At 67.3% G+C, this 14,438-nt stretch carries 3 protein-coding genes; all 3 read right to left on the bottom strand.

The features are described 5' to 3' along the window. Positions 1-3: 3 nt before the first annotated feature. The 3 genes from OU800_RS15980 to OU800_RS15990 are packed head-to-tail and all read right to left on the bottom strand — an operon-like array spanning position 4 to position 14,437. Positions 4-1,647 (bottom strand): cyclic peptide export ABC transporter, encoded by a 1,644-nt coding sequence (locus OU800_RS15980; protein ID WP_268178306.1) that lies wholly within the window; start codon positions 1,645-1,647, stop codon positions 4-6. Further along, positions 1,647-5,429, bottom strand: a complete 3,783-nt coding sequence (locus tag OU800_RS15985; protein WP_268178307.1) for an amino acid adenylation domain-containing protein — start codon at positions 5,427-5,429, stop codon at positions 1,647-1,649. The genes OU800_RS15980 and OU800_RS15985 overlap by 1 nt, the downstream gene beginning before the upstream one ends. Further along, a complete protein-coding gene (locus tag OU800_RS15990) occupies positions 5,426-14,437 on the bottom strand; it encodes a non-ribosomal peptide synthetase (protein ID WP_268178308.1) in 9,012 nt (3,003 codons plus the stop codon). Before OU800_RS15990 ends, OU800_RS15985 begins: the two co-directional genes overlap by 4 nt. Position 14,438 lies beyond the last annotated feature (1 nt).

Below are 14,438 nucleotides of genomic sequence, written 5' to 3' on the forward strand. Positions count from 1 at the left end.
CCACTACCTGACCAACTGGAAAGGGCTCTCGCTGCTGCGGTCATAGTCCACCAACTGACCGTAGTCGAGCCGGTAGATGCGATCGGCCACGTCGAAGTAGCGGTCATCGTGACTGATGGCGATGACCGTCTTGCCCGCAGCCTGCAACTCGGGCAGCAGCTCGTGGTAGAAGACGTGACGGAACACCGGATCCTGGTCCGCCGCCCATTCGTCGAGCAGCAGCACTTCGCGCCCTTCCATCATCAACAACAGCAGGGCCAGGCGCTTGCGCTGCCCCTGGGACAGCGCCGTGGTGGACAGGCGCCCCTCCACGAACTGCACCTTGTGCGCCAACCCCAGGCGTTGCAGGTAATGCTCGACCCGCTCCTCCAGCCCATCGAGCTGGCCGTTCTCACCGAGCACATCGGCGAACAGATAGAAGTCGGCGAAGATCGCCGCGAAATGCTCACGGTGCCACTCGCTGTGCGCGGCCTCCAGCGTCACGCCATTGAGCGTGACCGTCCCTTCGCTGGGCTGGTAGAGCCCGGTCAGCAACTTGGCCAGGGTCGACTTGCCGCTGCCATTGCCGCCAACGATGAAGATCAGCTCGCCACGGCGAACATGCAGATCGATGGGTCCTAGCTGGAAGGCGAACTCGTCGCTCTGCCCGGGGTAGCGGTATTGCACCTTGCTCAGGCGCAGCTCACGGAAAGGCTCGGCGGCCTTGGCCGGCAGGGTGAATTGCACCGTCTCGCCCAGGGCCAGGTCATCGATGGCCTGCAAGGCGACATGGCCGCGGATCACCGCCGGCACGGCATCGAGGATCATCGAGATCGGCGTGCGCAGGAACATGATCGCCAGCACGTAGCCCACCACCACCTGCTGGCTCAGCATCCCGAGGCCCTGGCCGAGGAAGAACAGCGTGCCGATCAGCAGGAACACCAGCAGCGAGGTCCAGTTCAGGTTGATCGCCCACAGGGTATCGGCGCGTACCGAGGCCTGCAGAGAATCGCGGGCGATAGGCTCCAGGCGCTGGTTGTACAGCAGTTGCCGACGCTCGCGGCTCAAGGCCAGTTCGCAGCGGCCGCTGATGGTCGCCTCGAACTGCTCGGTCAAGCGGTCATCCTGCTGCCGCACCTGCTGCATCAGGCGCTTGACCTTGCGCCCGAGCAGCACGTCGAGCGCCACGCCGAAGGCGATCACCGCCAGGGTCAGGGCGAAGAACGGCAGGCTCAGCCAGGCCATGTAGGCCAGGCCAGCCAGCAGCAGCAGGCCGTTGTACAGGGAGATCGGCAGTTGCTTGAAGGCCGTGGCCACGGTGGTCACGTCCTTGGTCAGAGCGTTGTAGATGCGCGGGCTGCCCAGCCGCTCGATGCGCTCCAGTGCTGTGCCCAGCACCTTGCCCACCAGGCGCAGGCGCAACTGATAGACCAGGCGATGGCCGATCTGCACCAGCAGCCACTGGGCCAGGGTGCCGCTGACGAACAGCAGCAACAGCAGGCCGGCGAACAGCGCCAGCGCCTGGCTCAGGTCATCCAGCCCCTGCTCCAGGCTGCGGTTGATATAGCCGATCAGGCCGATGCTGCAGGCCGCACTCAAAGCACTGCACAGCACCGCCAGGAAAATGCGCCAGCGCGCATCAATCAGCAGCTCCTTCAATAACATCATCAGTTCGATACCCTCTCGGCTCGGTGTTGCGGCGTAATGCTCGGCGCCAGCAAGGACAACAGCTCCGCACTCAGGCGCGGCTCGGCAAGGATCGCATGATGGCCGACATCCAGGCTCCGATAATGCAGCGCCTTGCGCGTGTGCGCCTGCCAGGCGGCACGCAGGTCGCCGTGGGCATTGCTGCGCCACAACCAGATGGGCACGTCGACCATCGGTAGAGCCTGTTCGTACAGGCGCGTCTTGATCGTCCGGTAGCGCACCATCGCGGCCTGCAACTCGGCCTCGGCACCCTCCCATTGCAGATGCTCGCGCACTTCGGCGTCGGCCAGCAGGCGGGCCACCCCCTCGGCATAATCGCAATCGACCAGTTGCCGGGCCAGCCGCTCGCGCAAGGTATCGCCAAGCGGCCGCGCACGGCTGCCACACAGGAACACCAGGTCGGCGAGCAACTGCCCCCCCTCGTCGCCATCACCCGCCAGGCTGCGCTGCGAATCATGATCCACCACCGCCAGGGCCTGGACGTTGAAGCCTGCGGCCTGCAGATGCGCCGTCAACAGCAGCGCCAGGCGCGACGCCAGACACCAGCCAAGCAGCACCAGCGGGCGCTGCTTGAGCGACTCGGGAATGCTCTGCACATAGCGCTGCAGCAGCGCGTCCAGATCCCTGCTTTGCCAACCCTCTTCAAATGCCGCCAGGCCATAAACGGCCTGGTTTTCGCCCAGTTGCGCCAGCAACGGTCGGTAGTCTTTCAGGTGACCATCCGCGCCATGTACCAGAAGCAAGGCTGGTGCATCACCGGCCACCTCGTTCAGCACCTGCCAGCCCTCGCTGCTCGCGCCCTGGTCGAGGCTATACACCAGTTCGCGCACGGTCTGCCGCTCGAACAGCAGATTGGTTGGCGGGTTGAGCCCCAGTTGCTCGCGAATCAGCGCTACCACCTTGATCGCCGCGAGGGAATGCCCACCCATGGCGAAGAAGTTGTCGGTCACGCCGAGATCCTCGACACCCAGCACACGGCACCAGATTTCCAGCACTGCCCCCTCCAGTTCGCCGACCGGGGCCACCCGCGCGCCCTGCATGCGCTGCCGGGCACGCGCCAGCAGCGCCTGACGATCCAGCTTGCCATTGCTGTTCAGCGGCAGGGCTTTCAAGGCGAAGATGCCGGCGGGCAGCATGTAGTCCGGCAGTTGTTGGGCCAGGTCATCGCGCAGCAGGTTCGCTGCCCGACTCTGCCCCTCCTCCTCCACGATGAAGGCCAGCAGGCGTTCGCCATCGAGCAGCACCGCCGCCTGTTGCACGCCCGGCAGGTCACGTAGTGCCTGTTCGACCTCCGCCAGTTCCAGACGGAAACCGCGAATCTTCACCTGCTGATCATTGCGCCCGAGGATGCGCAAGGCGCCATCGGCCTGGCGCAACGCCAGATCACCGGTGCGATACAGGCGCGCGCCGGACAGCGGGTCCTGGCCGAATGCCGAGCTACCGACATTGCCCAGGTAGCCACGGCCGACACTCGCCCCGGCCACGCACAGCTCGCCCGCCTGCCCGCAGGGCACGGGGCGCTGTTGTTCGTCGAGCAGGTAGATGCGGTTGTTGCCGAGCACCTGGTTCAGGGCCGTGCCGCTCGCCCCCTGCTCGATATCGATGGCGCGCCAGAGCACGCCGACCGTGGTTTCGCTCGGCCCGTAGTGGTTGTACAGGCGGCAGCCAGCTGCTGCCTGTACAAGGCGCGCCAGCAGGCTCTCACCCACCGATTCGCCGCCAAGCACCAGTACCTGACGGGGCAGCACGCCCTCCAGCGGATGCTCGCCGATCAAGGCTTCCAGGTGCGACGGAACGATCTTCAGCACATCCAGCGGATGCTCGCGCAGCTCCTCGGCGAAGGCCTGTGCATCGGTGACGCTGGCCTGGCTCAGCAGGTGCACGCAGCCGCCCTGCAACCAGGCCGGGTACAGCACGGTGTTGCCCAGGTCGGCGAGCAGCGAGGACACCAGCCCGTAGTGAGCACCGGCCGGCAAATCCAGGGCATGGGTGATCTGGCTCGCATAGTGGCGTAGCTGCCCCTGCTCGATCTGCACGCCCTTGGGCTTGCCGCTGGTTCCCGAGGTGTAGAGCACATAGGCCAGGTGCTGCGGCGCGCTGGCTACAGGCGCCGCGAGTGGCGCAGCGCTGCTGGCCTGCGACCAGGCCAGGCTGGGCACCTCGCAGGCCATTGTCAGCTCATCCAGATACAGCACAAGCGCTGGTCTGGCATCGTCAAGAATGCTGGCCAGGCGTAGCGGTGGCAGCGCCGGATCCAGCGGCAGGTAGGCCGCACCGGCCTTGAAGCAGGCCAGCATGGCCACCAGCATCTGCGCGCCGCGCGGCAGCAGCAGCGCCACCACCTGATCCGGGCCAACGCCGGCCTGCTGCAGGCTGCCGGCCACCCGCTCGCTCAGCTCGTCCAGCTCCGCGTAAGACAGCACCCACCGACCATCGCGCAGCGCCGGGCTGTGCGGCTGGTTGCGCGCATGGGCACGGAAGCGCTCGACGATATCCATGTCCGCTGGTAGCTCTCCGCCAGTCGCCACCGGCTGCGCCTCTTCCGCCAGCAAGGTATCCAGGCTGTCCAGCGGCGCTTGCGGTGCCTGCAGCAGCTGGCCGAGCCAATGCGCGTAGCGGCGCAGCAGGAGTTGCATCTGCTCACGGCGATACAGCCCGGTGTCGTACACCAGCGCCAACTGGCCCTGGCCGGACTCATCCAGCAGCCAGTGCAGTTGCAGCTCCACCGGTGTGTCGAACGACAGGGCCTGCAGCGCCGGTACCTCGGCCAGATGCTGCACGCGCAGCCCGGCCTGATAGCTGGCGCGCCACTCCGGCAGCAGCTCGGCCTGGCCGAGGTACTCCTGCCAGAGCACGGCGTTTTCCAGTTGCCGGGCCAGTTGCCGGGCCAGGCTGACCCAACTGGCGTGCTCGGACAGATGCACCTGCATGGGCAGGGTCTGCTCGAACAGCCCGTAGGCGCCCTGCAGCTCTTCATAATCGTCGCGCGGATCGTGCTGCAGGCCCAGTTGCGCATGGCGCTGACCGTTGAGACGGCCAAGCAAGGCACCCCAGGCCGCCAGGGCGAGCGGCTCGACGGCCAGCGCCTCGCCCTCGGCCAGTGCTTGCACGGCCGAACGCAATGCAGGATCGAGCGCCTGCTGCACGCAACCACGGGCACCGCTGGCCATGCCATAGCGTTCGATCAGGCGCAGCCCCGGCACCTCCTGCAGGGTCAGGTTGCGCCAGAACTGCACGCCCTGCTCGGCGTCCTCGTCCAGTTGCAGGCCGGCGATCCACTCGGCGTAGTCGCCGTACTGCATCGGCTCGGTCTGCTGTGTCGCGCCCTGCCCCAGCAGCTCACGGCGCAGTTGCTCTAGGCTGCGCAGATCCAGCGAGTAGGCTGGCACTGCCAGCCATAGCTGTTCGTCGCGCCACCAGGCCAGCAGGTCGGGTTGCTGCGCCTGGCACCTGGCCTGGGCCTCGCGCTGCCAGGTAGCCGCATCGACACCGGCATCCGCCTGGTGCCAGTCAAAACGCAGCTCGCCTGGCTCGGCCACGCGCTGGCGCAGGCCAGTGGCGCCGAGCGGGCGCTGGTAGTGCAGGCGCAGCGCCTCATGGCTGTTCAGCAGCTCACGCAGACGTTGTTCGACCCGCTGCGGGGCAACGCCGGCGAGCGTCATGCGCACCCAGCGATACGCCTGCGGGTTGGCCTCGGCCAGTTGCTTCTGGGCCGGGGAAAGAGGCAGACCAAGATCCATCATGGTGTCATCTCCAAAGCGTTTTCCTCAGGCGTAGCCGGTGCCGCCGCCACCTGATCGCGGCGGTAGATATCGCCCATGGCGACGACGATGCGTCGCTCGCCCTCGAAGGGGTCGCGGGCATGGGCGGCGAGCATGTTGTCGAGCATCACCACATCGCCGCGCTGCCAGTCGAAACGCACCGCGCAACGCTCGTAGGCGGCGTTGATCGCCTCGATGGCCGCCTCTTCCAGCTCGCTGCCATCACCGTAGAACACCTGCCGGGGCATGACGCTGTCGCGGCCCTTGAGGAATTGCTCACGGATATCGGCATCGAGAAACGCCGGGTGGTAGAGCTGAATCTGGTTGAAGAAGCTGGCATCGCCGGTCAGCGGATGGAGGATCACCGCCGGGCAGACCTGGCGCGTGTGCAGCTCGTTGGCGCCACGCCACTCGAACTCGATGCCACCCTCGCGGCAGATGCGCTCGGCCTCGGCACGCTCCTCGGTCTGGAAGAAGTGCTGCCAGCTGACGTCCAGGCTGGCGCTGAAGTTGCGCACGTACATCAACTGCTTGCGGCGCAGCTTGTCCTGCAGCCATGCCGGCAGCTCGCGGTACACCTCACGGCTGTCGACGATGGGCGTGGCCCCGCCGCTGGCAGCCGGCGTCTCGCAATAGAACCACTGCCGTCGCGGCCAGCGATGCTGGTGGGCGCTCTCGTTGTGGAACATGATCATGCGGTCTTTCGGGTAAGGCGTGGACTTGTAGATCTTCTTGCCACCCTCCTTCTTCGGCAGGTCGCCGTACTGGCCGTACAGCTCCGGGCACAAGGCCTGGCAGAACTGCTCGAAGTCCGCCGGGGTGGGCAGATCGAAGCCGCGGAAAAGAATCCCGCCGTGCTCGCGCAGCCAACCTTCCACCTGCTCACGATTGGCTTCGGCCCACACCGCTGGCGCCAGCTCGCGCTCGCGCAGTTGCACCAGCAAGGGGAAGTTGGAGCCGGCGCGCAGCGGCCGGGTTTCGATCGGTGTGGCAGCGGCAGCCGGGCCGTTCTGGCGCAGCTTGCCGAGCTTGCTCATCTTGCGTTGCATCGGGTTGTCCGTGGGGGTGGACATGGCAGCGGCTCCCTTGGAAGGCAGAGGTAAGGCATCGATGGGGCTGTCCGGCGCCCCGAGGGCTGCGTCGAGCAGCGCCAGGAAGCTGTCGCGCAAACGCTCGATGGTGGCCGGGCGGAACAGGCTGGTGCGGTACACCCAGCGCAGGCTGAGGGCATCGCCGTCGGCACTGGCGAACAGCGCCATGTCGAACTTGGAGTGTTGTTGCTCGCCGCTCAGCGGCGTCACCTCGAGGTTGCCGAGGCGGCGCGGCTGACGCGGCGTGTTGTCGAGCACGAAGAGGGTCTGCAGCAGCGGATGCTGGTTGGCCACGCGCGGCAGGTCGAGGCATTCCACCACCTGCTCGAACGGCGTGTCCTGCCAGGCGAAGGCATCCAGGCAGACATCGCGCACCAAGGCCGCCTGCTCACGGAAGCTCAGTTCCGGTTGCACGCGGATGCGCAAGGCCAGCAGGTTGACGAAGAAGCCGATCAGCGCCTCGGTGGCCGGGTGTTCGCGGTTGGCCACGTCGGTGCCAATGACCAGATCGCGGCCCTGGGTTTCACGCTGCAACACGGCGGCATACACGGTCAGCAGCAGCATGAACAGCGACAGGCCGCTGTCACGCTGCAAGGCCTCCAGGCGCGCCAGCGTCGCCGCCGACAACTGGAAGTCCAATGCCGCACCACCGCTGCCATCGCGCTCGCCACGCTGGAAGTCGAACGGCAAGGGCACCTGGCTCGGTATGCCGGCCAGGGTACGTTGCCAGAACTGCTGGCCCTGGCGCTGACGGGCACGCAGCGCCGGCGAAACCTGCCAGGCGGCATAGTCGACGTACTGGATCGCCAGCTCGTGCTCCACGGGTGCCTGGCCCTGGCTATAGGCCTCGTAACCTTCCACCAGTTCAGCGATCAGCACCGAGCCGGACCAGCCGTCGGAGGCGATATGGTGCAGCACCAGTTGCAGCACATGCTCCTGCTCGCCCAGGCGATAGAGCACCGCGCGCAGCGGCGCCTCGGCACTCAGGTCGAACGGGCGCGTGGCCAGCTCATGAGCCGCCTGGGCCCACCGGGTTTCACTGCTGCTCTCCACCTGCAGCGTCAGCGCCGACTGCGCATGGATACGCTGGCGCGCCTCGCCCTGCTGCTGATGGTAGGTAGTGCGCAGGATCGCATGGCGCCGTACCACGCGCTGCAAGGCACGCTGCAACGCCTCGACATCGAGCTGGCCACGCAGGCGCACGTTGCTGCTCATGTTGAAGCTGCTGTCGTCCGGCTGCAGTTGCTGCATCAGCCAGACCCGTTGCTGCGCAGGCGACAGCGGCTGATCGATGTACTGATCGACCCGCGCGATGCTCAATGTGGTCGGGTCGATGGCGGCGGCCTGGGTCTCCAGGCGCGCCGCCAGCTCCGTCAGCACGGGCGTCTCGAACAGCCAGCGCAACGGCACCTCGAAGCCCTGCTCGCGCAGCCGCGAACGCACCTGCGCGGCCATCAGCGAATGCCCGCCGAGCTGGAAGAAATGCCCGTCGAGCGGCACCTGCTCGAGCTGCAGCACCTGCGCCCAGATCTCGCTCAGCAACGCCTCGCTGGCGCTTATCGGCCGCTGCACGCTACTTGCCGTGCGAGGCGCGTCGCTCATCTGCGGCAATTGCTTGCGATCCACCTTGCCGTTGCTGTTGAGCGGCAATGCGGCCAGCGCTTGCAGATGGGTCGGCAGCATATACACCGGCAGGCGTGCCTGCAGATGCTCACGCAGCTCGTCTGCGCTCGGCTCGGCGCCAGGATTGGCGACCCAGAACGCGGCCAGGTGCTCGCCCTGCACCGCCACCACCGCCTGGGCGACATCCGGGTGGCTGAGCAGCGCCGCCTCGATCTCGCCCAGTTCGATACGGAAACCGCGCAGCTTGATCTGATCGTCGCTGCGGCCCAGGTAGTACAACTGGCCATCGGCCTGCCAGCGGGCCAGGTCACCAGTGCGGTACAGGCGCCCGCCTGTGCCGAACGGGTCGGCGATAAAGCGCTCGGCGCTCAGCGCCGGCTGCCCGGCATAACCACGAGCCAGCCCTTCGCCTGCGATATACAGCTCGCCGGCGCGGCCCGGTGGCACTTCGCAGAGAAACTCGTCGAGTACATGGCAGCGTGTGTTGAGTAGCGGCCGGCCAATCGGTACTACCGGATGATGCAATTCGGTCACCGCCGTCTGGGTCGACCAGACGCTGGTTTCGGTCGGCCCGTAGACGTTGATCAGGCAGCCCACGAGCTGCTTCAGCTCGCTGGCCATTTCTGCCGCCAACGCCTCGCCGCCGGCCAGGGCGATACGCCCGTCCAGTACCTGGCGATCGCCCTGCAGCAGCATGGCCCAGGTCGCCGGGGTGGCCTGGATCAGATCCACCTCACGCTCACGGATCAGTTGCGCCAGCAGCAACGGGTCCTGACGTTGCTCGTCATCGGCCAGCACCACGCTGCCGCCACGCACGAGTGGCAGGCACAGCTCCAGGCCGCTGATATCGAAGGTCACGGTGGTCAATGCCAGATAGCGCTGCACGCCGTGCAGCGGCAAGGCGCGCTCCATCGCCAGGAGGAAGTTGGCGAAGTTGCCCCGGCTGATCTGCACGCCCTTGGGCTGCCCGGTGGAGCCGGAGGTATAGAGGGTATAGGCCAGTTGCTGCAGGTGCCTCGGCAACGCTGGTGCGTGCGTTGGCTGCGCCGACAAGGCCAGGTCCTGCCAGCGCTGACAACGCAGCTCGGCCGGGAAATGCTCATCCTCACGCTCGCACAGCAGCAGATGCGGCCGTGCCCGCTGCACGATGGCCGCCTGCCGCGCAGGCGGATGGCTCGGATCGAGCGGCAGGTACTGCGCCCCGGCCTTCTGGATACCCAGCAGGCAAACCAGCAGACGCTCGTCGCGCGGCAGGCAGAAGGCAACAGTCGATTCCGCCGTCACCCCCTGCGCCAGCAGCCAGTGGGCAAGCTGGTTGGCCTGTGCCTGCAACTGCCCATAGCTCAGTTGCCGGTCGCGGCAGAACACTGCGGTACGCTGGGGATGCAAGGCGGCCTGCACCTCGAAGCGGGTCACGAAATCCGCCTCGACATTCAACTCGGCAGCTTCGCCCGCTCTATGCAGGCGTTGCACCGAGGGCAGTGGCAGCGCCAGCAGCGGCCGCTGCAGATCCAGATGCGCCAGGCTGGCCAACACGCCCAGGTAGTCGCCCACCAGGCACTGGATGCGCGCCGGATCGAACAGCGCGGTGGCGTATTCGACTATCAGTTGGCTGCTGGCTTCATCGCCACGGCCCTGGCTGAACAGGTTGAAGGTGAGGTCGAACTTGGCGCTGATCGCCTCCTGCGGCAACGCCAGCGGCGCTACGGTAACACCCGGCAGTTGCAGATTGCGCTCGCCGAGGTGATCGACCTGGTAGTTGAACAGGGTCTGGAACAATGGCGTGCGGTCGAGGCTGCGCTCCACCTGAAGCACGTCGAGCAGGCGCTCGAATGGCAGTTGCTCGTGGGCCCGGTCATCCGCCAGGCGCTGGCCAAGGCGTTGCAGGAAATGCTCCAGGCTTTCCCGCTCGTCGAGCTGCACGCGGTAGGCCAGGGTGTTGACGAACAGACCGACCAGCGCCTGGCTGTCCACCGCTTCGCGCCCGGACACCGGCAGGCCGATGGCGAAATCGCGGCGCCCGGAATGTTTCCACAGCAGCAGTTGCTGCGCGGCGAAATACAGCACGAAGGGGGTCACCCCGAGCTGCCTGGCGCGGGCCGCCAGTGCCGAGGTCAGCTCGCCTGGCAACGGGAACTGCTCACGCGCGCCGGCATAGGTTTGCAGTTCCGGACGCGGGGTTTCGCTGAGGGTCAGCGGCTCATCGCTCAAGCCCTGCAGGCGCTGCTGCCAGTAATTCAGCAGTGCCTGGCCGGCATCTCCTTCCAGCGTCTGGCGCTGCGCTTCGATCACCTGCAGCAGGCCTGTTCTGGGCGCTAACTGACGGCCCTCGTAGAGTGCGGCCAGATCCTGCACCAGCAACCCCATGGACCAGCCGTCCACGGCGATATGGTGGGCATTGAACAGCAGGCGATAGTCGTCTTCGGCGAGCTGAAACAGATCGATGGCCACCAGCGGCCCTTGGCCCAGATCGAAGACCCGCTGCGCGGCCTGGGCGATCGCCGCCTCGCGCACTTCTGCCGGCGAGGCGCGCAGATCGTGCAGGGCAAAGCTGGACTCAGGTGCCGTGTCCAGGCGCTGACGCACCTGCCCGTTGTCCTCGAAGAAGCGGCAACGCAGGGCTTCGTGACGTTCGATCAGGCTCAGGCAGGCGCTGCGCAGGCGTGGCACGTCCAGCTCGCCGTGCAAGGCCAGCAGTTGGGTGACGTTGTAGGCGGTGGCATCGGGTTCGAGCTGCTGCATGAACCACAGCCGCTCCTGAGCATGGGACAGGCGCGCCACGGTGCTGACCTGTGCTGGCGGCGCCGCTGCCGGTTCAGCAACTGGCTCCAGCGCGGCCGCCAGTTGCCGTGGCGTGGGGTTTTCCAGCAACTGGCGCGGCATCAGGCGCAGGTCGGCCTGGCGCAGCCGGGCGATCAGTTGCAGGCTGAGGATCGAATCACCGCCAGCGGCGAAGAAGTCGTCGTCCAGCCCCAGTTGCGGCTGGCCGAGCAGTTCGCGGAAGGCCGCCAGGATGCTGGCCAGGCGCGGTTGCGCGCGGCAATCGGCGCTCGCCGCCATGGCCGCTAAGGTTGATTGAGTAAGCACATCGCGCGGTTGCAGGCGCAGCCCTTCGCGCGCGGCCAGGCCGATCAGTTGCAAGCTGAGAATCGAGTCGCCGCCGAGGGCGAAGAAATCGTCCTGGCGGGTGACCGAGGCGCAACCCAGCACCTGGCACCACAAGCGGGCCAGCAATTGCTCACTGGCACTCTGCGGCGCCTGCCCGCCCTCTTCTACCATCACCTTCGCTTCAGGCTCGGGCAAGGCGCGGCGGTCCAGCTTGCCGTTGGCGGTCAGCGGCAAGGTATCCAGGCTCGACCAGTACGCCGGCTGCAGCGGTTCGGGCAGTTGCGCCCGGGCCTGCGCCTGGAGGGCACTCAGTTCGTCCGCGCTCAGGCGCGGCGCGACATAGGCCGCCAGTTGCATACGGCCCTGGATCTCGCGTGCCAGCACGGCGGCTTCGCGCACCAGCGACTGTCGGCTCAGCCAGGTGCTGACCTCACCGGGTTCGACGCGGAAACCGCGAATCTTCACCTGATCGTCCTGGCGCCCGAGGAACGCCAGACGCCCATGGTGATCCAGGCGTACCCGATCACCGCTGCGGTAGAAGCGCCGCCCTGCGTCCTCGATAAAGGCAGCGGCCGTGGCTTCGGGTTGGCCGAGATAGCCTAGCGCGACCTGGGGGCCGCCGATCAGCAACTCGCCCGCCACGCCACGCGGCACCGGCTGGCCCGCCGCATCGACGATACGCAGCTCGGCACCGGCCAGCGGCTGGCCCAGGGGCAGGTAAAAGCCCTGCCCGGTCTCCGTCACCTCGCCACAGACCACACCAACGGTGGTTTCCGACGGGCCATAGTGGTTGAACACACGCAGTTCCGGCGCCAGTTCGCGGATACGGGCGAACAGCGCCGCATCGAAGCCTTCACCGCCGAGGATCAGCAACTGCCGCGGCAGTACCCGCCGGGCATCGTCCAGCGCCAGCAGGCCACGCAAATGCGAAGGGGCGATCTTCAGGCAGTCCACGGGATGTTGCGCCAGGAAATCGGCCCAGCCGGGTGGATCGAAGGCCAGCGCGGCCTCCGGCAGGATCAGCGGATCACCGGATTGCAAGGCAGCGAATACGCAGGTCAGTCCCAGGTCGGCGGCCACCGTGGCCAGGGTCGCCCAACGGCTGCCGGCGCAGGCCTGCAGGCGCTGGCTGACGGCGGCGGCGTAGTGCGCCAGGTTGGCATGGCTGACCAGCACGCCCTTGGGCTGGCCGGTAGAGCCCGAGGTGTAGATCAGGTACGCGGCCTGCTCAGGTTGGCTAAGGCTGGCCTCCGGCTGCTGCGGGGCGGGTGCAGCGAGATCGGCAGCGCTCAGTTGCAGACGCGCGAGCGCGCCATTCAGCGCCGGCGCCTCGGCCAGGGTCAGCAGCAGGCTCGCCGCGCTGCTTTCCAGCAGTTGCTGCAAGCGCTGCACGGGCTGCGCCGGATCGAGGAACAGGCAGGTAGCGCCACGTTGCCAGCAGGCCAGCATGGCCAGCACCTGCTCGGCACTGCGCGGCATGCACAGGGCCACTACCTGGCCCGGGCCGACGCCCTGCTCGGCCAGACGCAGCGCCAGTGCCTGCACGGCATTGGCCAGCTCGCCATAGGCCAGCGACTGCCGGGCATCGCACAGGGCGGGTGCCTGCGGCGTGCACGCGGCCCACTGCTGCACCTGGCGATCCAGCGGCTCGGGGCTGGCGTCCAGCGCAGGGCCCTGCAGTTCGCTACGCGGCGAGGCCAGGCGCAGTGCCGACAGGCGCTGCCCGGGATTGACTGAAGCGTCCTGCAGGATGGCCTGCAGATCGTCGAGCAGTTGCTCGATGGTGGCCGCCTCGAACAACTCGTCGCTGTATTCCAGCTCGCAGCGCAGGCGCTGGTCGGCGCTGCGTACCAGGCGCAGGGTAAGGTCGAAACGGGCATGGCGCTGCGGCGGGTCGAGTACCTCGACGCTGACTCCCGGCAGGCTCAGGGTGCGGCTTTCCGGCAATTCGACCTGCACGAACATGGCCTGGAACAACGGGCTGGAACGGGGCCGGTCGAGGGCTTCGAGGATCTTTTCATACGGCAGGGTCTGTTGGTCGAACGCCGCCGCCACGCTGTCGCGGGTGCGCAGCAGGGCGCTGCGAAAGTCCGGGTCATCCTCCAGGCGCTGGCGAATCACAAGGGTATTGAGCAGCGGGCCGATCAGTGGCGCCAGCTCGGGGCGATCACGTTGCGCCACCGAGGTGCCCAGGCACAGGTCGCGCTCGCCGCTGTAGCGCGCCAGCAGGCAGGCGAAGGCGGTCAGGCCGAAGATGTACAGGGTCACGCCCTGCTCACGGATGGCCGCATCCACCTGCGCCGACAAGGCAGCCGGCAGCTCACGCACTCGCACCGCGCCGCTGTGACGGCGCTGGTTGGCCGGCGGCTGCGGGTGGTCGTATGGCAGTGGCAACGGGCCGGGCGCATCGGCCAACTGGCTGCGCCAGTAGTCGAGCTGCTGGCGGCAGGCATCGCTGGCCAGCCATTCGTGTTCCCAAGCCGCGTAATCGGCGTACTGGATATCGAGCGGCGGCAACTGGGGCGGCTCACCCAGACTCAGGGCACGGTAGCCCTCGGCCAGTTCGCGGGTCAGTTGCTGGGCCGACCAGGCGTCGTAGGCGACGTGGTGGATGGTGAAGAACAGCCAGGTGCAGCCCTGCTCGGCATCGCTGAACACACGCCAGCGCCAGGGCACCTCGCGGCTCAGGTCGAAGGGCTCGGCCAGTTGCCGGGCGTACTCGTCGGCGCACCATTGCTGCGGGTCGGCAAGCGCCTCGCGGGGTAACGGCTCGACCGCCGGCAGGCCCGCCGTCCAGGGCTCGCAGTGCGCCTGCAAACGGCCCTCGGCATCGGCCAGGTAGCGGGTGCGCAGGATGGCGTGGCGCTCCACCAGTTGCTGCATGGCCTGCTGCAGGCAGGCCAGATCCAGGCGGCCATCGAAGCGCAGCACCGAGCAGAGGTTGTACAGCGCACGGCTGCTCAGGGCCTCGGCCGAGAGAAAGCGCAGTTGCGCATGGGCCAGTGGCGCGGTTTCACCCTCCCCGCCAGCGGCCGGGACTATGGGCAGGCGCCAGCTATCGATGCCCTTCTCGGCCAGGCGCTGGCGGAATAGCTGCTTCTTGTCCGCCGGCAGTGAGGCCAAGCGCTGGGCGATCTCGACAAAGGCCTGTTGGTTGGTCGCATTCATC

The sequence above is a fragment of the Pseudomonas sp. GOM7 genome (assembly GCF_026723825.1).
Lineage (GTDB): Bacteria > Pseudomonadota > Gammaproteobacteria > Pseudomonadales > Pseudomonadaceae > Aquipseudomonas.